Consider the following 20627-nt stretch of genomic DNA (forward strand, 5'->3'; position numbering starts at 1 on the left):
AAATCTATTTTTATAGCATCTTTACCATAATCGTTTTTTAATCTAAACGAAATGGCGCAGGATGAATCCTAAGTCATGGACTTTGATCACTTCGGCCACTTTTTAAAAATATTCCGTGATAGATCTGAGATCACTTTGCAGAAACAGTTAGATTTTGATTGCCTAAGAAAGTAGCGCCACAGTTGGTTTTGTCTCCGGCAATCACCACAGCACGCCCCAAGACCGTTGTACTCTGATCTGCTGCAATCGCAGAAACCACCATTCGACACTTTGGACAAAAGTGCTTCATTCCATTTAAATGCACAGCAATACCATTGATCACAAAACTGTTTTCACACTCAGTGACGATGCCACCATGTGTTGTTTTTGAACCCATTGTTACTAGAGCTTTAGACATAATTTATTGTTCGATACATTAGAGTTTTAATGGCGAAAATTCTAGCATAAGCAAGCGCTTAAAATTTCAATGAATTACTTTTCAAATACAACTTAGACATCCCTTTTTTAAGGATCCATTAAAAAAGCACCCAAAGGTGCTTTTCATACAGCAATTCCAATTATGGTTTAACCACAACCATCACTTGAATTGCTTCTGGTGTAACCGATAGGCCATCGAGCAAACCGAGGCCTTCTTTTTGCAATTTTTGTAGGCGTGAAATTTCATCTTCACGAATACTCGGATTAAACTGCTTTAAGTAAGTCAGGCGGTCAATTTCGTATTGCCACTTGCTACCGTAAACTTCTTTCGCTTGTTGCACAAAGCTCGGTAAGGCCGCACGCGCAAGCTCCAATCCTTGTACATAACGCTGTTCAATCACTTCACGGCGTGCTTTCACGACTTGGCGACAGCTATTACCATCCAAATGATGCAAGTACGGTTTTAAAATTTCAGGTGCAATTTTCTGCGACAGGTCTTGACCCTTTTCACTTAACAAAACGCGAACCAGCTGCTGCGGTAAGCTTGAAGGCAAATTCAATGCTTTCGGTGCAACCACATCGACCTTAAACCACACTTCCAACAATACCGAACCTTGTGGTAAAGCAGCTGACTTCAACACTGCAACGTTGGTACTACCAAAACCTTGAGTGTTGATCATTTCCATTACGCTTTCAGTAAATGGATGCTCAAGAGTTAAATACTGAGCATCTTCACGTATCTGAGCTTGATCGCGGTAGAAGGTCGCAGTCATGCCTTCTTCGTCCAAGGTTAAACCTTGAACTTGCATTTGATCGGTTGGTTTAATGATCACAGTACCATTGCTTTGCTCGTCAAAATCAATATTTGTTGACGCCATAAAGCGCTTCATAAACATTGGCAAAGTGGTATTGTCATCATATTCTTCAAGCGCTTGCACGATTTCTTGCGCCACAATTGGACGGCATGAGTTGTATTCAAGCAAACGGTCACGACCTGATTGCAACTCTGCTTCTAAGGCTTCACGTTGTACGCTGACCGCTTCGAGTAAGTCATCAAACTGCTGACCTTTATCTGTCAGTAAACAATCTTTCAATTCAACAATAAAGTTTTCTTGTAAAGTTTGCGCAGTTGGCGAGATATTACTGAAAATATTTAATGCTTCGTTATACCAACGGAACATACGTTCTTGCGCTGTACCAATCAAATACGGCACATGAATTTGAATCCGATTTTCTTGACCAATACGGTCTAAACGGCCAATACGTTGTTCAAGTACATCAGGGTTTGCAGGCAAATCAAATAAAATCAAATCTGATGCAAACTGGAAGTTACGACCTTCAGAACCAATTTCAGAGCACAGTAAAATTTGTGCACCATAAGATTCTTCAGCAAAGTAAGCCGACGCTTGGTCACGCTCAAGTAAACTCATGCCTTCATGGAACATTGCCGTACGAATACCTGCATGTAAACGGAGTACGTTTTCAAGTGCTTCAACCACGGGACCAGTACGTGCAATAAGCAACACTTTTTTGTGTTTTAAGTCTGTACGTAGTTTTTCCATGAGCCACATAACACGTGGATCAGCTTCCATCCACGCACCGTCAAGCTGCGCTTCTTCTGGCCACATTTGTTCACGCAATTTACCGTCTTTAGACCAGTTTTCTGGGGCAGGTAAAGGTGCAGGTTGACAGTCACGACCTGGAAAGCCTTGAATGGCCTCACGAGTATTACGGAACAAAATACGCCCTGTACCATGACGGTCTAAAAGCTCATGAATGGCACGGAAACGTTGTTCGGGTGCATCTTCAATGCGATGCCCTAGCAAACCTTCCAATGCAGCCAAATGCCCTTCTTCAAGTGGCATATCTGACATCAGTATTTCCGCAATTTTTGCAGTTTGTTGATACTGGGTTTCTTCATCCAAGAAACGATCCAGCGAACTAAAACGCTGTGGGTCAAGTAAACGTAAACGCGCAAAGTGACTTTCCACACCCAGCTGTTCAGGAGTTGCCGTTAACAACAAAACGCCCGGTGTTTTTTCTGCTAGCTCTTCGATCAAGTCATAGCGGTCATTGCCACCGTCTTCTTCATTCCACATCAAGTGATGCGCTTCATCGACCACCAACAGATCGAAACCAGCTTCTAGGGCTTGTTCACGCAAGTCATCATGGTCAATCATCAAATCGATTGACGCAATAATGCATTGTTCAGTCAGGAATGGATTCAGTTCAGGGTCATGTTCTTTGATTGAAGCCGTACGGGTTAAATCAAATAATGAGAAGTTCAAATTGAAACGACGACGCATTTCAATCATCCACTGATATTGCAGTGAATCGGGTACCAAAATTAGGATGCGTTCTGAACGGCCCGTTTTAAGCTGTTGATGGATGATCAATCCAGCTTCAATGGTTTTCCCTAAACCAACTTCATCGGCTAAAAGGACACGGGGTGCAAAACGTTGACCCACTTCGTGTGCAATATACAACTGATGAGGAATCAAACCGACACGTGAACCGACCATACCGCGTAAAGGGCTCGACTTCATATTGGCTTGCATCAGCATCGCTTCAATACGTAAGTCATACCATTCTTTATAGTCAATTTGACTGGCCAATAAGCGATCAAGCGGTTTAGACAGCTGAATTTGAGCACCAATGCGAGTCTCATTCAGTGATTTACGTTCTTCCGTGCCATCTTCTAAGCGACGAACAACGTTATAACGCACCACACCATGACGGTCTTCATGTGATTCAACCGTCCACTTGGTGCCTTCTTGATCTTGTAATTCATCGTTCACGTTAAAAATGATACGTGATAAAGGTGCATTATTCCGTGCATATACACGTGTTTCATCACTTTTAGGGAATAAGATGCTGACAGATCGCTCATCTACATCAATAAGAACTCCTAGACCTAGTTCCGTTTCAGTATCTGATAACCAACGTTGACCAATAGCAAACTGCTGCAATTTTTCCACCTTTATCTACAAGTTAGGACTGCAAATTTAATGCTCAAACATTGTTTGATATTTGAGCAAAATTATACACCTTTAAGCAATATATTTTGACATAAAGCTCACTAAAAAAGTGAGCAAATTTGATGATTCCACGTACTTAAAATGGTACTGGACAAATAAATTCGATACGTTCATCGGTTTGGGGATGATGAAAACTCAAACGCTCTGCGTGTAAACACAAACGCGGCATCAAATCTTGCTGGTCAGGCGCAGCATAGAGCGTATCTCCCACGATAGGATGACCTAAAAACTGCATATGTACACGAAGTTGATGTGAACGCCCTGTAATGGGGGTGAGCACCACACGAGTCACGGGCTGACCCTGTATTTCAAAGTGTTCAATGGCTTTCCACTCTGTCACAGCAGGCTTATTATGACTGGGCTCTGCGATATGTAATGGTGGACGGGATGGATCATAAATGACAGGTACATCAACAGTGCCCTGACCCTCTAAATGGCCAGCCACAATCGCTTGATAGGTTTTATCGGTTTGGCGTTCTTGAAACTGACGAGAAATGGATTTTTGTCCCCAACGGCTGAGACCAAAAACCAAGATACCCGAGGTATCACGATCAAGACGGTGGATCAGTAGTGTTTTAGGTTCTAGTTTGACTAAACGATTGATCATACAATCTTGTAAGTCTTCTGTCTTCCCCGGAACGGTGAGTATACCTGCAGGCTTATGGATGACCATAAAGTCTTCATCTCGATGAATCAGGTGTTCGGTTAGAAAATTACTCAAGGTTCCATTCCAAGCTGATCGCGAAAACAAGCGGGCAATAATAAAAAGCTTAAGCCAGAAATACAATGCAAAAATCGTTTTTTTTAATCATGAACCGATATTGATTGCATTATTTAACGTCAAACGCGGAGTCACAGTCTGTATCGATAAGTGAGACATAAGAGATATCACTCTCTTATGACAAACGATTTCTAAATAACCACGCAGCCAAAGGCAAGGTAATTATGGCTAATACCAACATCGGTACAAAGTCCCATTTCACTTGCGCAAAACTCGCACCTTCCAAATACACCCTTTGTACCAAGTCTATACCAAAGCGTAGCGGGTTGGCATAAGTCAGCCAATTCAACACTTCTGGCATATTTTGCACAGGAGTTAGTAAGCCTGATAAAAGTGTCAAAGGCATGATCAAAAAGAAAGTATACAGCATGGCTTGTTGCATATTGAGTGCAATCGCTGAAATCGACAGTCCCACCCCCACAACCGCAATGTTAAAGGCAAATAATCCAAAATAAAGTAAGGTCAAGGAGCCATTCATCGGGATCTGGAACCAGAACAGAATAATTGCCAAAATGATGGAAGATTGAACAACCCCAATAATAATCGGCGGAATGGCCTTCCCAATCATAATCTGCGTCGGGGTATAAGGTGTAACCAAGAGCTGATCAAAAGTCCCTTGTTCACGCTCGCGTGCTACTGAAAGTGCCGAAAGTAACAGTGTCTGCATCATACTTAAAGTTGCAATCAGAGATGGCATGATGCCCCATCTCGACTCGATATTCGGGTTATACCATGTTCGCGCTTGTACCGTGATTGCGGAGTTGGATCCCAAACGTTCTTGATTCACCAGCCCTACTACATTACTGATATAAGAACCCGCCATACTTGCGGTCGATGAGTTTCTCCCATCTAGAATCACTTGAATCGGCGAAGACTCTTGATTATTGAGCTTATCCTCAAAATCAGCAGGAATGGTGATGACCGCCAAGGCTGTTCGATCATTAATCACCTGTTGGATTTGTTGATTATTTTGCAAATCTGCTGTTCGTTTAAAAATTCCTGAACCATCTAAATGTGCTAAAACTTGTTGTGAGCTTTGGCTTCGGCTTTGATCCAGCACAGCATAATCAACATGATTCACATCATAACTTGCGGCATAACCAAACAAGACCGCTTGGATAAATACAGGAGCAATTAAGGTCACTCGATTGGCAGGATCGGCTAAAATGGCTAAAAACTCTTTTCGGATCAGCACCCAAAGATAACGAAACCAGCGTATTAACGTTGCCATAACACCATTTTTCCTTTCGCTAGCCCAAACGCTTTTTCAGCGTACGCGCGGTCATTACCGTGAATAGCACGATATAGATCAATAAAATGCCACATTCTTTGAACCATAAAGACCAATCATCACCACCGAGTAATAGCGTTTTAATCAAAGTCATATAGTGCGTTGCAGGTAAAACATTGCTGATGATTTGCACAATTAGCGGTAAGTTTCGTGTATCAAACACAAAACCTGAAAGCATCAAAGCGGGCATGAAGCTGGCAAGCAGTGCCATCTGACTGGCTTGAAACTGACTTTTTGATAGGCCTGAAATCATCAGACCCAGCAGTAACGACACCATTAAATATAAAAAAGAGGCACTCATAACAGAGAACAGCGATGCGCGGATGGGTACATCAAATAAAACATGTGCTGCAACTAAGCACATCACAATATCGATCATGCCAATTACGATATAGGGCGCTAGTTTTGAAAGTACAATTTCTAGAGGACGTACGGGCGTAACATATAATGCTTCTAAAGTGCCACGCTCGCGCTCACGTGCAATCAGTAAACCTGTTAAAAATGCGCCAACCAAGGTCAAAATTAGGACAATTAAACCCGGCACTAAAAACCATGTGCTATTTGCAGACTCGTTAAACCACATACGTTGTTCAACCGTGATAATGCCACCCGCCGAAGCTGCATTGGTTCGGTCTGCTTGTATCAAGCTGGCGGTATTGAACGCACTGGTAATATAACCCTGCAAAGCCGAAGCTATACTGGTCGAACGGCCATTGGTAATGACCTGAACAGCACCCACTCCCTTTGTATATTGCTCCGCAAAGTTGCTGGGTATATTGACGATAGCATCAATTTCAGCCTTGCCCATTGCAGCTTTAGCTTGGCTAAAGCTTGGATAGTGCTTGACGGTAATGTATTTAGAGCCGTTTAAGCCACTCATCAGTTGCTGACTCTGTGGCGTGGGTTGTTGCTCCACCACCCCGACTCGTCCGTTGGCTAAATCGAAAGACAGTCCATAACCAAACAGTAAAATTAAAATAATCGGTAGAATGAAACCGATCGCCATACTGCTTTTATCACGAAGCAGCTGTTTGGATTCTTTACGTGTCAAGGCAAACAGTCGTGTCCAGAAAGCTGAGAAATGATTCATCTGACGCTCCTCAGTGAGCCTGTATGTCCGCACGGGACTGTTCAACGATGGCAATAAAAGCGCCATTCATATCGTTTACACCCTCTAACTGTGCCATCCCACGAATCTGTTGAGGTGTGCCAATCGCCAGCAACTTCCCTGCATCTTGAATCGCAATCCGATCACAATATTCAGCTTCTTCCATAAAGTGTGTAGTCACAATAATGGTCATGCCTTGGTTCGCCAGCTCTCCAATGGTGTACCAAAAAGAGCGCCTTGCTAATGGATCAATACCACTGGTCGGTTCATCCAAAAATACAATTTCAGGCTGATGTAACAGTGCTGCTGCCATCGACAAACGCTGTTTAAAACCATTTGGTAGATCGCCGCTTTTAGCATGTGGCTTAAGTTCAAATTGGAGCAACGCTTTATCAATTTGCTGCTTTAACTGTTTGCCCGATAAGCCATAAGCACCACCAAAAAACTTTAAGTTATCCAATACACTCAAATTGCCATACAGGGCAAACTTCTGCGATACATAACCAATTTTTGCCCTTGCCTGTGCACGAGCTGTGCGCAAATTCATGCCTGCCACTTCCAACACACCACTGCTGGCGGGCAGTAAGCCACAAAGCATACGAAACGTTGTGGTCTTACCTGCACCATTGGGGCCAAGTAAACCAAAAATTTCGCCTCGAGATACATCAAACGAGGTACTGGCTACGGCGGTAAAGTCGCCAAAAGTGCGTACCAAATCCTTCACCACAATCACAGGTTTCTCGAGCTGCTGTTTTACATTCTGCTCTGTTTTCACTTGTGGTGGATCAGAGTTTTCTATCAAAGTTATTGAAGGGTCTAAAGCTAAATTTTCCTGTGCCAATACCGTTTTTTGAATATGTTTCGCCTCATGTAAAAGCAACATAAATGCATCTTCTAGATCTGCTGCTCTCGGTTCTGCAACAACGCCTTTGGGCAAAAGATCTGCTGGGAGTGATGGGCTTTCAGTTCGCGTAATAAAACGCACTACATCTCCTTTGGGAACTGCATCGGCAATATAATGTTGATTATCGAGTAAATGTGCTTGTAATACCCGTGCCTTCATGTTGGGACTGGGTTTTACTTGCCATGTTTGTCCCTGTGCCTGAGCCGTCAGTTCGTCGGGTGTACCTTGCTTTAAGACTTGTCCATCCAACATGACATAAACCTGATGACAGCGTTCAGCTTCATCCATATACGCAGTACTGAGGATGACACTTAAGTTCTCCTCCCTCACCAATTGTTCAATGATGATCCACAAATCACGGCGTGAGAGTGGATCGACACCGACACTTGGTTCATCCAACAGCAATAGTTCAGGTGAACGGACTAAAGTGCAGGCCAAACCTAACTTCTGCTTCATGCCTCCAGAGAGTTTTCCTGCGGGACGCTCTGTAAAGCGCGCTAAATCGGTAATCTTGAGTAAACGTGCAAAACGCTCATTGCGAATGTTCATTGGCACGCCATGCAAATCCGCATACAAGTCTAAATTTTCTTGAATACTGAGGTCTTCATACAAACCAAACTTTTGCGGCATGTAGCTGATACGGTCTTGCACAGATTGCGGGTCTTTGGCGACATCCATTCCTAAGACTTTTAAGCTTCCAGTAGTTGGCTCATATAAACCTGCGATCAATCTTAAAAATGTAGTTTTACCTGCACCATCAGGCCCAACCAAAGCCGTTAGTTGTCCTGCCTTGATCTGCATATTTATGCCTTGCAAAGCCTGCATATCATCCAAACCTTTTTGTTCTGCTTTAAAGGTTTTGTTTAAATCCGTGGCAATTACAATGCTCTCTACTGACATCGACATACTCCCCTGTCTTAAGGATTATTCGTGCCAGTTGGACGCGATGATTTGGCTATGTGCACCGTCACAGGTTGTCCCATCTTCAACTGGTCATTCGGGTCATCGACATAAATTCGGACTTCATAAACCAAAGTCGTGCGAATATCTTCGGTCTGTACCGTTTTGGGGGTAAATTCCGCCACAGATGAGATATAACCAATTTTTCCTGTGATGGGCTGATTCGGTTGTGAGTCACGAATGACTTGTGCTTCTGCGCCCATGTTGATATGCCCAAGATCCATTTCACTTGCATAAACACGCACCCATTTAGGATGGATCAGGGCAATGGTATAGACGGACTTGTTTGAAGTCGTCATGTCGCCGACTTCTTGTAAACGTGCACGAATTACGCCATTAACAGGTGCCAGCAGCTTACTTTGAGTAATTTGGTAATCAATCAAATCAAGATTGGCCTTGGTCGATTCATATTGTGCTTTAGCCGCTTCACGATCTTCTGTGCGCGCACCTTTCAAAAGTAGCTCTAGGTTGGCTTTGGTTTCACCTACAGCCGCTTCCGCCATTTTCATATTGCTTTTTGCAGCATCAACCTCTTGCTTACTCACCGCTTGACCCGCAGTACTCCGATTTAAGACATTTAAACGTTGGTATTGTTTATCGGCATTTTCAAATTGGGCTTGGGCAGACTGTACTTTCGCTTTCGCTTGGGTAATCTCTTCAGGTCGATTGCCCGCAGCTTGTTCATTTAAGGTTTGCTGTTGAACTTGTAACTGTGCTTGGGCTTGCTGTGCTTGTATAGTCAGCGAGTCGGTATTCAGTTCGGCAAGAACCTGACCTTTTTGAACGCGATCACCTTCTTGAACAGCCAAGCTTTGAATACGTCCAGCCGTTTCAAATGCCAGCGAGACTTGTCGAATATCGACATTGCCATATAGCACCAGATGATCGGGATCGGCTCTGTCTCGACTGAACCACAAAAATGCAGCCGCTACAGCAATGAGCAACACCCCAACCAGTAGTATGAACTTACTTTTGTTCATGCACACCAAACCTTCGCTTAGTTTTAATACAAGTTTAAATTTAATTTAAACTATAACAATTCAGTTAAGAAAGATATACTTCAAGTCTAAATTTTGATGCAGAGTAAATAATGTCTAGAGCTGGACGTAGCGATGGTGATTTAACCAAATCGAAAATTTTGGATGCTGCTGGCCGCCTAATTGCTCAGGATGGTTTTGCAAAAACCACGAGTAAAGCCATTGCCAAGCTGGCCGAAGTCGATTTGGCTGCCATTAACTATCACTTCGATGGTCGTGATGGCTTATATCGAGCCGTACTTGCCGAAGCACATACGCATTATATTGATGAACAAGAACTCTTGACCTTGCTTAACAGCTCTAAAACGCCTACTGAAAAACTGGAAGCTTTTTTTGAAAGCCTGATCGGTAAGCTGGTTGAAACCGATGTCTGGCATAGCAAAGTGTTTGTTCGCGAACTTTTTTCACCGACTACCCACCTATACACGTTTATGCAAAATGATGGTGCGCGAAAGTTTCTTTTGGTCAAAAAAATTATTAGCCAAGTTTCAGGGATTGATGAAAACCACCCTGCACTTTTGCCTTGTGTACTCAGCACGGTCGCGCCTTGTATGATGCTAATTTTGGCAGATGCAAATGGTCCAAGCCCACTTAAAAATGTCTCCAAGCTTGAACCTGCACTTTTAGTCAAACATCTCATGACCTTTTCAGTCGCAGGTTTACAAGCCGCTAAACAACTTTATCTTTGATAAACCAACTGTCCTTGCTTATAGGTTGCAAGGACTTTGATATCTTTGATTTTAGACGGATCAATTGTGATTGGATTGTCACTTAAAACAACAAAGTCACCGTATTTCCCAGTACTTAATGTGCCTTTGATGTCTTCTTCAAAATACTGATATGCAGCCCAGTCCGTCATCGTTTTAAGTGCGATATACGGGCTGACTTTTTGTGCCTCACCCAAAACTTTGCCTGTTCGTGTGGTGCGATTAACCGTTGCATCCAGCACCATCATGCTTTTCGGTGGGATAACAGGGGCATCGTGATGCTCGGTGAAAATCATGTCTTTTCTTAAGGCTGAACCTGTCGGAGAGATGTGTTCAGCACGCTTTTCACCTAAGGTTTGTGCTACATGCCAGTCGCCCCAGTAGTAGGTATGCAAAGAAAAAAATGAGGGGATCAAGTGAAGCTGTTTCGCCCGATCCAGTTGATCCTCTCGCATGGTTTGCGCATGAATAATCACATCTCTTCGCTGTGAGGCATCATATTTCTTTTGCGCATTGGCAATCACATTGAGGTATTGATCAATCGCAGCATCACCATTGGCATGTGCCAAAATTGGCCACTGCTCTTGAAAAGCCAAATCAATCATTTGCTGGACTGTTTTTTGCTCTGGAAATGCAGGATAGCCACGATAGTTCTTATCTTTCCCTTCAGGCGGAACCACATAAGGTTCGGTTAACCATGCCGTTTTACCTTGGGGTGAACCATCTAAGCTAATTTTCACGCCACCAATTCTAAAGTGATTGACATAGTTTTTGCTTACACCTTTTTCAAGCATATACGCCTGTTCAGAACTGATATCAGGATAAGAAACGACATCGATGGCTAATTTGTTTTGATTGGCCAAACTGCGCCAAAGTTCTGAAGTACCACGATCAGCTCGTCCTTCTTGTACCGTGGTATAACCATTTTTCATATAGGTCTGTACCGCAGTCAACGCCATCTGCTGCATCATTTCAGGTGGGACCGAAAAGCCTGTAACATGGCTTCAATCACAACACTTTCTTCCAGTACACCATTCGGAATATTGGTCCCCACTACGCGTCGAATCACACCACCACTGGGGTTGCTACTTTTTTCATTAAGACCTAACAACTCTAGCGCTTTGTGATTCACAGAGGCCAAATGCCCTGACTGATGTAAAATCAGCACCGGTTGAGTCGTTGAAATCTGATCTAAATCTGTGGCTGTCGGATGAGCTTTCTCTTGTAGCTGGGCATCATCATAACCATTGCCAATAATCCAACCAGAAGTGGCTTGGACAAAGGTTGGATTTTGCTTCGCCCACGCCTTCATTTCTTGGATAAGTGTGGCAATACTCACCACCTGCCATCTGGCGGCGGATATAAATTTGCCACAGTTTGCTGCATACCGACAGAGTTTAAATGACTATGGGCATCGATGATGCCAGGGATGACGGTCTTGTGATTCAAGTTTAAGCGTTTCGCCTGTGGCGCAAGCTTTTCAGCCTCAGAGAATGTGCCTGTATAACGGATCTTTCCATCTTGAATTAACATGGCATCGACATAGCTGGGCTGCATGCCTTGCATGGTTAAAATGGGGCCACCATAGACCAATAAGCCATTTTGCGTCTGTTGTTGTGTGTTTGAAGCGGTGCTAGACGGACTGGTTGTACAACCACTCATAAGTACCACAGAGGAAGAAAGTAGAGCCGTAAGTACAAAAGAAACTTTATTAAAAAGCATGGGTTAAACACCTCATATTGCTAAATATTATATTTTGCTCCATACGAGCATTCGTTATAGGTATAAAACTTTAAATACAACACATCATCACTCTACCTTAGCACTTTAAGCCAGCTCTTGTCAGGCAGAATAAGGTGCTCAATATTCAACGGATTATTGCAATAACTTTAAGATGTGTTGCAAACGGACATTGTCTATATTTTCTTTATACACTGCATAAATCGGCGCAATACATGGATTGTTCGCCTTGAGCATTTTATAAACAATCTGCTTATTCCAAAAGTCACGGATGGCCTCAGGCACGATGGATAAACCAATCCCCGCAGCAATCAAGTTTAAGCTTGAGGTTAAACGTGGCGCTTCTTGTACAATTTTGGGACTAAATCCAGCTTGGTAACAACTGGCCAAAATATTATCGAATAAATCTTGCCCCGCTAAACGTCGATATAACACAAAATCATGCGGTTCAAGATCTAGCAAATGAATCGGTTCGGCTTGTTCAGCCAAAGGATGATTGTTGGGTAAAGCCACAATGAGCGGTTCATCTAATACATGTAGACTGGTTAAACCAAGGCCAATCGGTGCAGGTTTGCGTAAGAACACAATGTCATTTTTTTCATTACTAATGGAATCTATCAGCGAGCTACTGCCATCTTCTTCCAGATGAATTGAAACACGTGGAAAAGTTTCCCGAAAGTTACGCAGCAAGGCCGGTAAAAATGGATGTAAGCCAACCGAGTTGGTAAAGCCAATATTAATCTGACCTTCGACCCCCAAAGAAATATCCTGCACACGTTTAGGAATTAACTGTGCATGCGCCAATATCGCAAGGGCTTCTTTGTACAAAACCTTACCTGCTTCTGTTACCTCAACACCACGCGGCAAACGCTTTAGCAGTTGTGTATTCAACTCTTCTTCCAAACTTTTGATAATCCGTGTCAACGGTGGTTGTTGCATATTCAAACGTACCGCAGCATGCGAAATATTACTTTCTTCTACAACTGCAACAAATGCTCTGAGTTTATGGATATCAATCATGTCTGCCCCATTAAACATACTTTTTCAGTATATATAACGTCAAAAATAGCATTTTTCAACATATCTCTACAGGTTCATACTGAGCTCATTCAACAAAAGGCGAAAGACATGAACACTGAAGTGCTCCCTGCTGAACAAATAACCCACCCGACTTCTAGGGAACTATTTGCAGGCTTTATGAAGCTGGGACTCATGGGCTTTGGTGGCGTACTGCCACTTGCACACCAAATGGTTGTAGAAGACCAAAAATGGCTCAACACGGAAGAGTTCACGCACTTATTGGGTGTCTGTCAAATCCTCCCTGGAGGAAACATCATTAATATGGCTGTTGCGATTGGTTATGAGTTTCAGGGAGTTAAAGGTGCTATTAGTGCTGTTCTCGGGTTGATTTCTGCACCGACGGTGATTGTGATTTTGTTGTATCAGCTCTATGCACAATTTCAAAATATCCCCGTGATTCAGCACATGATACAAGGACTAGCAGCAGCGGCAGCAGGTTTACTATTTGCGATGGGGTTAAAAATGTTGAAACCCATTCTGAAAAGTTACCTCACGATCTTTACCATTGCGCTGACCATTGTCTTTATGCTGATTGTTAAGATTCCCTTGGCATTAACGTTACTGATCTTAGTCAGCATCAATGTCGCAGTCTTAAGCTTGAAAAAAAGAGGAAAAAACGCATGATTTTAATCACCTTAGCCATCGTTTTTACCCAGCTTTCTATATTGGCCTTTGGTGGCGGCAATGCAATTTTGCCTGAAATGCAACATCAAGTAGTCGAAGTACATCGTTGGCTTACTGCCACAGAGTTCAGTACCATGTTTGCCATGGCTCAAGCGGCACCGGGCCCCAATATGATGATTGTACCTTTGGTCGGCTGGCATGTGGCTGGACCTGCTGGACTGTTCGTGACTTCATTGGCGAAGTTTGGGCCCTCTTCTGTACTGACTATATTTGCACTCAAGTTTTGGAATCAGTTTAAGGATCACCCGCTACGTAGCATGTTTGAAAAAGCACTGAAACCAATTACTGTCGGCTTGGTTTTGGTCAGTGCCTATATTATTGCCGCTGCATCTGCTCAGAACTGGTTACTCATTGCAATCGTTATCGTCGCTACTGGTTTAAGTTTAGTTAAAAAAATTCATCCACTGTGGGTCATGCTCTTTGGAGCAATGTCAGGCGCACTGTTTTTATAAACGGTGTGTCATGAAAGTCAGTGTTCAATAACACATACTTTCTATTTTATTGTTACTTTCAAATACATAGTATAAGCCTTGCATCTGAAAACCAAGATGTAAGGCTTTGCCGTTTGAGTCAATAGACATGTGAAAAAAGCAAGGGGTTAGGAAATATTTCCACCCAAAGCAGTCATTAATTGCGCTGTATTTTTTAATTGCATTTGGGCTTTGTTGCATAAAGGCTTAAAAGACAGAGTTATCCTAAGTAACTCAATTTTAAGTGACAACTTGGGTGTGAGGTCGGCCTAATTCTGTAAATTTATTTAATACAGCTACGCGTGCATGGATCTCATTCACTTGGCTGTCAAAATTCCTAGCACTGAGTTTATCCCCCAACAATTTAATGCAATACATCTTAGTCTCAACCAAACTTCGCCGATGATAGCCTGACCATTTTTTCCATAGTGTCCTGCCTAAACGTTTAACTGTTCGAAGTAATTCATTTCGCTCTAGCGAACTGATCTTTGTATCTTTCCAAGGTTTCGCATTTTTTCTTGGCGGAATCACCGCATGCGCTTGCCGATCTGCAATGACCTGACGGCATTGCTTGGTGTCATAAGCTCCATCGGTATAAACAGAGTCAATCCGCTCATCTTGTGGAATCTGATTAAGTAAATCACCAAGCACCTGTGAATCACTGACATTATTGGTTGTAAGCTGAACTGCTCGTATTTGCAGGGTTTTAGCATCTATACCAATATGTAGTTTACGCCATTGGCGACGATATTCAGGTCCATGTTTCTTGCGTTTCCATTCGCCCTCACCTAGAAACTTCATGCCTGTAGAGTCCATGAGTAGATGCAGCCCATCGCTACTTTTTTGGTAGCTGATTACAATATCAATATGCTTTTGTCTTCTACAAAGCGTGGTGTAATCTGGAGCTATCCAATTTAATCCGCAAAGTTTAATCAGACTTTGCACAAAGCCAGTGACCATACGTAAAGATAGACGGAATAAGGATTTAATCATTAAGCAGCATTGGATAGCTGCGTCGGAGTAGGTTTGATTTCGCCCTTGTTTGCCTTTTGATGGAGCATACCATTGTGTTTTTGGATCGAACCAAATGGCAATATTCCCACGACTAATGAGAGCTCGGTTATATGCAGGCCAATTGGTTGTGCGGTAGATTTTGTGTGTAGGCTTCTTCATTTGGAAATTATATTGCCGAAGAAGCCCTTAAGAACAGCTTTGTGCAACAAAGCCATTACGAGTAAAAAATTACCATTTTAAAAATTGTCTATATCATTCCTAATGACTATTAATTTCGATCTTAGTTATTGTGCATATAAAAATTGTATATTTAACATCCAACTAAAAAATAATTTTAGAAAACTTGTCAAATCTAAAATTAGAAGTAACTTATTGCTTTTTTAATGAAATTTACTTCACACACTAAAAACTCTTGTGTTTTCACATAAATTTCACTATCTGAGAACTATTTTAGCTGGAAAGTAATAGTTGCAAGTTTCTAAATTCTTAAAATACAGGGGTATCGTTAAATGGCTATAGAATTTATTTCCAAATCAAAGTTACCTACTGCATTTGGCGATTTTGAAATTATAGCGTTTCAAGACCAAAATACTGGCGAAGAACATATTGCTCTTGTCAAAGGGATGAGTACTATTTCTGATCAACCTGTACTCGTCAGAATTCATTCAGAATGCTTAACAGGCGATGCTTTCGCATCACTCAAATGTGACTGTGGTCCTCAATTACATTCAACTATGAAAATGATCAATGATGCTGGTCAAGGTGTCATTTTATACCTTCGCCAAGAAGGCCGTGGCATAGGACTAACCAATAAAATTCGAGCCTATGCGCTCCAAGACCAAGGACATGATACTCTTGACGCCAATTTATTATTAAATTTACCAGCAGACGCTCGTAAATATGACATGTGCGCCATTATGTTAGATTATTTAAAAATAAAGAATGTAAAACTCATTACAAATAATCCACTTAAAATTAAATCTTTAACTGATTTAGGAATTGATGTTGTTGAGCGGGTTCCATTAAAAGTTGGCTTAAATATTTTTAACAAAGCTTATCTAGAAACAAAGCAAAAACGCATGTCACATCTATATGATAATAGTGATTTTTAAAAAGCGATCACTTTTAGAAAAAATCCACGTATAAATTTCCATCTCCCTTTCGGGAGAAGGCGAAGATAAAATACTGTTTTATATTTAATTATGGTTGTAAAGAAAACCTATCAAAGAAGCTGGCTTATTCTTTATTTTCTCTCAGGATTTGCGAAAAAACCGTGATTTTTTCTAAAGTCGCGTTCATTCCCTTATTAAAAAAAGTATCGACGAGCGCTGAGCCAATGATAATCAAATCTACTTTATTGGCTAGTGCTTTAACATGACTTTCATTTTTGATCCCAAAGCCAATTGCAACTGGAATATTAAAAATAGGCTTGATTTCAGCAATCTTTTTCTCAAGATTAGACAAATTTAAGTCCCCTCCTGTTAAGCCATTTTCTGCAACATGATATAAAAAACCTGTCGCGCGCGCTGAAATTTGCTCTAACCTTTCAACCGGGGTCGTCGGCGCGGTCATTGCAATTAAATGCATATTTTTTTCATTTAACTGCACTTCAAAGTTTTCTCGATATCCATATGGAGCATCTAAAATCAATATTCCATCTATAAGATTTTCTGTTTCGGCGATAAGTGTCTCAAAACCATATTGCATCATCGGATTTAAATAAGTCATGAAAATTATTGGTGTTTTTTCATCATGTAGCCTGATTGCTTTTACCAACTCAATGGTCTGTTTTACCGTTTGACCTGCACCTAAAGCCCTAAGATGCGCTGCCTGAATGATCTCTCCATCTGCCACTGGATCTGAAAATGGAATGCCAACTTCAATAATGTCAGCTCCAGCTTGACCTAATTGGCTCAACAGACGACAACTTTCTGCAAAATTAGGATCTCCAGCAGTAAAATAACAGACCAGACCGCTTCGATTTTCCAGTTTTAATTGCTCTAATTTTTGATCTAGACGGTTCATGCTGTAGCTCCTGCAAGATATTTTTTGACCGTGTTTAAGTCTTTGTCGCCTCTGCCACTTAAATTGACAATAATGATCTGTTCTGGCTGCATTTCTTGAGCAAGTTGAATCGCATATGCAATCGCATGAGAACTCTCAAGAGCAGGAATAATGCCCTCCTGTTGGCTTAAAAGCTGAAATGCATTTACGGCTTCTTGGTCGGTTATAGCCGTGTATGTCACGCGTCCAGTTTCAAACAGAAGGCCATGTTCAGGGCCAACACCTGGATAATCTAAGCCAGCTGATATAGAGTGCCCTTCTAAAATCTGCCCATCTAAATCTTGTAATAAATAGGTTAAATTGCCATGCAGCACACCAACTTGACCTTTGCAAATAGAGGCGGCATGTTCACCAGTATGTGTTCCTTTTCCCCCTGCCTCAACGCCAAACATTTTGACATTCAGGTCTTCTAGAAAGGGATGCATCAACCCCAATGCATTTGATCCACCACCAACACAAGCAACCAAAGCATCCGGTAATTTATTTTCTTTGAGCAGTATTTGGTTTCTGGCTTCTAGACCAATAATTTTCTGAAATTCTCTGACCATCGTCGGATATGGGTGAGGGCCTGCGCCAGTACCCAACAGGTAATAGGTTGTATCCACATGACGAATCCAGTCACGTAATGCTTCGTTCATCGCATCTTTTAAAGTCCCACGACCTTTTTGAACACTTCTGACTTCAGCACCGAGTAATTTCATGCGTTCAACATTCATTTGTTGGCGCTGAATATCTGTTTCTCCCATAAAAATGGTACATTTCATCTTAAAAAGCGCGCAAATCGTTGCTGTAGCAACACCATGTTGTCCAGCACCCGTTTCTGCAATGATTCTGGTTTTCCCCATAAATTTGGCTAATAAGATTTGCCCAACACAATTATTGATCTTATGCGCACCCGTATGGTTCAAATCTTCCCGCTTGAGATAGATTCGAGCACCTCCCGCATAAGCTGTTAAGTTTTTTGCATAGAAAAGAGGACTAGGGCGACCAACAAAATCCGTTAAAATTTGCTGATATTCAGCCCAAAATTCAGGTTTATGCCGAACAATATTAAAGGCTTGCTCTAATTCTTGAAGTGCAGGCATTAAGCTTTCTGGCATATAACATCCGCCAAATTTACCAAAAAATCCCAAGTCATCAGGACCATTACCTGTATAAGGGGTTGTCATCTCATATCTCTTGCTGTATCCATTTTTTTCATCTTAAAATATTTTCATTTTTCTGATAATTGATATATTTTGAGCTGATGATGTTAGAAAATTTTACAACATGAAACGCAGAACACTCCCTCCCCTTAATGCTTTAAAATCATTTGAAGCAGTTGCTAGAAATAAAAGTTTTAGCTTAGCTGCGGAAGAATTGTGTGTCACCCATAGTGCGATTAGTCATCAAATAAAGCAGTTAGAAGAATGGTTAGATAAAAAATTGTTTATTCGACATTCCTCGACCATCTCTCTGACGGCGGACGCCGAAGAATTATCGCTCGTTTGTACGCAATTTTTTAATCGTTTAGAACAATGTGTCTTTGAGTTAACAAATAAAACATCAGAGGTAGAGGTGGTAATAGGCGCTTCTCATAGTTTTATGGCAAATTGGCTGATTCCACGATTAGAAAAGCTCGAAGTCATTTATCCCAATATCCATATCAAATTAATGACATGTAATGAGTTAAAATTATTAGAAAAAGAGAAAGTTGACATATTGATCAATAGCATCAGTGAGAATCATCTACTTCCTAACTTTTTGAATAAATATCTTTTATTTCCCGATAACATGGGGCCTATTTGTAATCGTGAAATAAATCCGCTTCATACAAAAAATGATCTTTTAAATTATCCATTACTTCATACTCACTCAAATAAAAGTGCATGGCATACATGGTTTAATCAGTCCCAAATTCACTTTTCCCCAAAAGCGAATGATCGCTATTTTGATCGTCTCAATTTAATGATAGAAGCTGCTGTGTCTGGGTTAGGAATTGCGATAGCGCCTCAAATTTTAGTAGAAAAAGAAATACTAAATGGAAGGGTCATTGCCCCTTTTGGTTTTATCTATTGTGACTATAATTTTTATGCAATGGTCAGAAAAAATAACGAAAATCGTGATGTCATGAATATCATTCATTGGATAATGACTGAAGAAAAAAAAGAAAGTGAAATTTAATCCTTAATCATCAAAATTCTATTCAATGTACTGTCTTTAGTATCTATCTTCACATTCTGTTCACTTTAGCCTCTCTAAAGTGGGAGGATAAACGGTGAAGATGGACAGTGAATATGAATCAAGTCAAAACGTTAATGGCAATTGCTTTATCCTTACCAGTGCTTTTCCTGTCAGGATGTAAAAGTGTTCCTCGTTATTCCTCTGATTATGCAAATGCCAGAGCGAGTATTCAAGGAATACCCTTAGATGATGCAAAAGCACTAGAAATCGGTACCCGCTTCACTTCGGCATTTAATACCTTGGGCACACCTAAATTCGTTGAAAATGCTGGAGCACTGTATGCAGATCAGCTTTTTATTAACGATACCCTGTCGCAATTTTCATCGCGTAAAAAACTGCTTGAACATTTTCAAGGTATGAACCAGCGAGTGAGTAATGTAACTGTCAGTCTATTAAATACTTCATATCATCAAGACTCTGCCTATGTACATTGGCATATGGTTTATGATTTTAAAATGTTCGGCAAGACACGAACAATGGATTCATTTGGAATCAGTGAAATAAAGGTCAACCCAAACCATCAGATTATTTTCCAACAAGACTTCTGGGATCCGGCCAATGGTCTGTATCGTTCTTTGCCATATGTAGGAGGAACCTATTCATGGGTACTGCCTTTCAAAAAGTAGGAATCAGTACGGCGTTACTAATAGCATGTGGCTTCAGTCCATGGGTGCGGGCCCAAAGCTTAAACGCTTGTGGCCAAGGCCCACTAATGGTGGGACAAAAACAGGTCGGTGTGGCCAGTTACTTTGCGCAAAACTGTAATCAGCCTTGGCAAGGCCAAAACATGCAGATGGATTTTACCTATACGCAGAATATTCCAGAATGGGCATTCAAACGTGCAGCCAGACATCTACTACAACGTAATATCAAAGATCAAAAGATTCAGGCTGTTTTCAATCCAATCACCGATCTGTATCGTCCGGTCAGATCCGGTGACCTGTACCGTCTGAAATACAATCATGCCACGCAAACTCTAAGCTTATCCCTCAACCAGCAAAATCTGGGTCAACTGCAGCACCCACTGTCCCAGCAATATTTTAATATATGGCTAGGTCCTCAGCCATTTAGTGTTAAATTAAAACAGCAATTAATAAAGTAGTCTCTAC

The 20627-nt window shown here is 41.5% G+C and carries 18 protein-coding genes and 1 pseudogene; 7 read left to right on the plus strand and 12 right to left on the minus strand.

Annotation, left to right across the window (positions count from 1 at the left end):
- Positions 1–130 precede the first annotated feature (130 nt).
- The 7 genes from HUK62_RS10110 to HUK62_RS10140 form a co-directional block, all read right to left on the minus strand.
- Positions 131–397, minus strand: a complete 267-nt coding sequence (locus tag HUK62_RS10110) for a PAAR domain-containing protein (RefSeq protein ID WP_005399638.1) — start codon at positions 395–397, stop codon at positions 131–133.
- Between the two features lie 160 nt (positions 398–557).
- Positions 558–3395, minus strand: a complete 2838-nt coding sequence (gene rapA, locus HUK62_RS10115) for an RNA polymerase-associated protein RapA (RefSeq protein WP_176537772.1) — start codon at positions 3393–3395, stop codon at positions 558–560.
- Between the two features lie 136 nt (positions 3396–3531).
- Positions 3532–4176 carry an RluA family pseudouridine synthase gene (locus HUK62_RS10120; protein WP_176537773.1) on the minus strand — a complete coding sequence of 215 codons (645 nt, stop codon included), beginning with the start codon at positions 4174–4176 and terminating at the stop codon, positions 3532–3534.
- A gap of 175 nt (positions 4177–4351) precedes the next feature.
- Positions 4352–5467 carry an ABC transporter permease gene (locus HUK62_RS10125; RefSeq protein ID WP_176537774.1) on the minus strand — a complete coding sequence of 372 codons (1116 nt, stop codon included), beginning with the start codon at positions 5465–5467 and terminating at the stop codon, positions 4352–4354.
- 19 nt (positions 5468–5486) lie between these two features.
- On the minus strand, positions 5487–6617 hold the full coding sequence (locus HUK62_RS10130) for an ABC transporter permease (RefSeq protein WP_176537775.1): 1131 nt from the start codon (positions 6615–6617) through the stop codon (positions 5487–5489).
- A 10-nt stretch (positions 6618–6627) separates the two neighbouring features.
- Positions 6628–8439, minus strand: a complete 1812-nt coding sequence (locus HUK62_RS10135; protein WP_176537776.1) for an ATP-binding cassette domain-containing protein — start codon at positions 8437–8439, stop codon at positions 6628–6630.
- A gap of 17 nt (positions 8440–8456) precedes the next feature.
- A complete protein-coding gene (locus HUK62_RS10140; RefSeq protein WP_176537777.1) occupies positions 8457–9479 on the minus strand; it encodes an HlyD family efflux transporter periplasmic adaptor subunit in 1023 nt (340 codons plus the stop codon).
- Between the two features lie 110 nt (positions 9480–9589).
- Between HUK62_RS10140 and HUK62_RS10145 the strand changes: the two genes are divergently transcribed.
- On the plus strand, positions 9590–10225 hold the full coding sequence (locus HUK62_RS10145; RefSeq protein ID WP_004693547.1) for a CerR family C-terminal domain-containing protein: 636 nt from the start codon (positions 9590–9592) through the stop codon (positions 10223–10225).
- Here HUK62_RS10145 and HUK62_RS10150 read toward each other — a convergent pair.
- Both HUK62_RS10150 and HUK62_RS10155 read right to left on the minus strand, forming a co-directional pair.
- Positions 10216–11965 (minus strand): annotated as a pseudogene (locus HUK62_RS10150) (amidohydrolase). The gene HUK62_RS10145 and the pseudogene HUK62_RS10150 sit on opposite strands and share 10 nt — an antisense overlap.
- 153 nt (positions 11966–12118) lie before the next feature.
- On the minus strand, positions 12119–13003 hold the full coding sequence (locus HUK62_RS10155; RefSeq protein ID WP_176537778.1) for a LysR family transcriptional regulator: 885 nt from the start codon (positions 13001–13003) through the stop codon (positions 12119–12121).
- 108 nt (positions 13004–13111) lie between these two features.
- Here HUK62_RS10155 and HUK62_RS10160 point away from each other — a divergent pair, with 108 nt between their 5' ends.
- A complete protein-coding gene (locus HUK62_RS10160; protein WP_176537779.1) occupies positions 13112–13687 on the plus strand; it encodes a chromate transporter in 576 nt (191 codons plus the stop codon).
- Positions 13684–14199: a chromate transporter gene (locus HUK62_RS10165; RefSeq protein ID WP_148826244.1), complete on the plus strand. Its 516-nt coding sequence runs from the start codon at positions 13684–13686 to the stop codon at positions 14197–14199. Before HUK62_RS10160 ends, HUK62_RS10165 begins: the two co-directional genes overlap by 4 nt.
- 258 nt (positions 14200–14457) lie before the next feature.
- Here the strand turns inward: HUK62_RS10165 and HUK62_RS10170 are convergent, their stop codons facing one another.
- On the minus strand, positions 14458–15390 hold the full coding sequence (locus tag HUK62_RS10170) for an IS5 family transposase (protein ID WP_176537780.1): 933 nt from the start codon (positions 15388–15390) through the stop codon (positions 14458–14460).
- A gap of 350 nt (positions 15391–15740) precedes the next feature.
- Between HUK62_RS10170 and ribA the strand changes: the two genes are divergently transcribed.
- Entirely contained in the window at positions 15741–16343 is a 603-nt protein-coding gene (gene ribA, locus HUK62_RS10175; protein ID WP_176537781.1) for a GTP cyclohydrolase II, read from the plus strand.
- Positions 16344–16467: 124 nt separating this feature from the next.
- Here ribA and trpA read toward each other — a convergent pair whose 3' ends face one another.
- Both trpA and trpB read right to left on the minus strand, forming a co-directional pair.
- Positions 16468–17256 carry a tryptophan synthase subunit alpha gene (gene trpA / locus HUK62_RS10180; protein ID WP_176537782.1) on the minus strand — a complete coding sequence of 263 codons (789 nt, stop codon included), beginning with the start codon at positions 17254–17256 and terminating at the stop codon, positions 16468–16470.
- A complete protein-coding gene (gene trpB, locus HUK62_RS10185; RefSeq protein ID WP_176537783.1) occupies positions 17253–18464 on the minus strand; it encodes a tryptophan synthase subunit beta in 1212 nt (403 codons plus the stop codon). Before trpB ends, trpA begins: the two co-directional genes overlap by 4 nt.
- Positions 18465–18564: 100 nt before the next feature.
- On the opposite strand from trpB, the gene HUK62_RS10190 reads away from it, so the two are divergent.
- The 3 genes from HUK62_RS10190 (at position 18565) to HUK62_RS10200 (ending at position 20620) form a co-directional block, all read left to right on the plus strand.
- Positions 18565–19458: a LysR family transcriptional regulator gene (locus HUK62_RS10190; protein ID WP_176537784.1), complete on the plus strand. Its 894-nt coding sequence runs from the start codon at positions 18565–18567 to the stop codon at positions 19456–19458.
- Positions 19459–19571: 113 nt separating this feature from the next.
- Positions 19572–20144, plus strand: a complete 573-nt coding sequence (locus tag HUK62_RS10195; RefSeq protein WP_004981561.1) for a nuclear transport factor 2 family protein — start codon at positions 19572–19574, stop codon at positions 20142–20144.
- The gene (locus HUK62_RS10200; protein WP_176537785.1) at positions 20120–20620 is read left to right on the plus strand and encodes a chalcone isomerase family protein; all 501 of its coding nucleotides are present in this window, start codon (positions 20120–20122) and stop codon (positions 20618–20620) included. Before HUK62_RS10195 ends, HUK62_RS10200 begins: the two co-directional genes overlap by 25 nt.
- Positions 20621–20627 lie beyond the last annotated feature (7 nt).

It is taken from the genome of Acinetobacter sp. NEB 394, assembly GCF_013374795.1.
In the GTDB taxonomy this organism is placed as follows: domain Bacteria; phylum Pseudomonadota; class Gammaproteobacteria; order Pseudomonadales; family Moraxellaceae; genus Acinetobacter; species Acinetobacter johnsonii.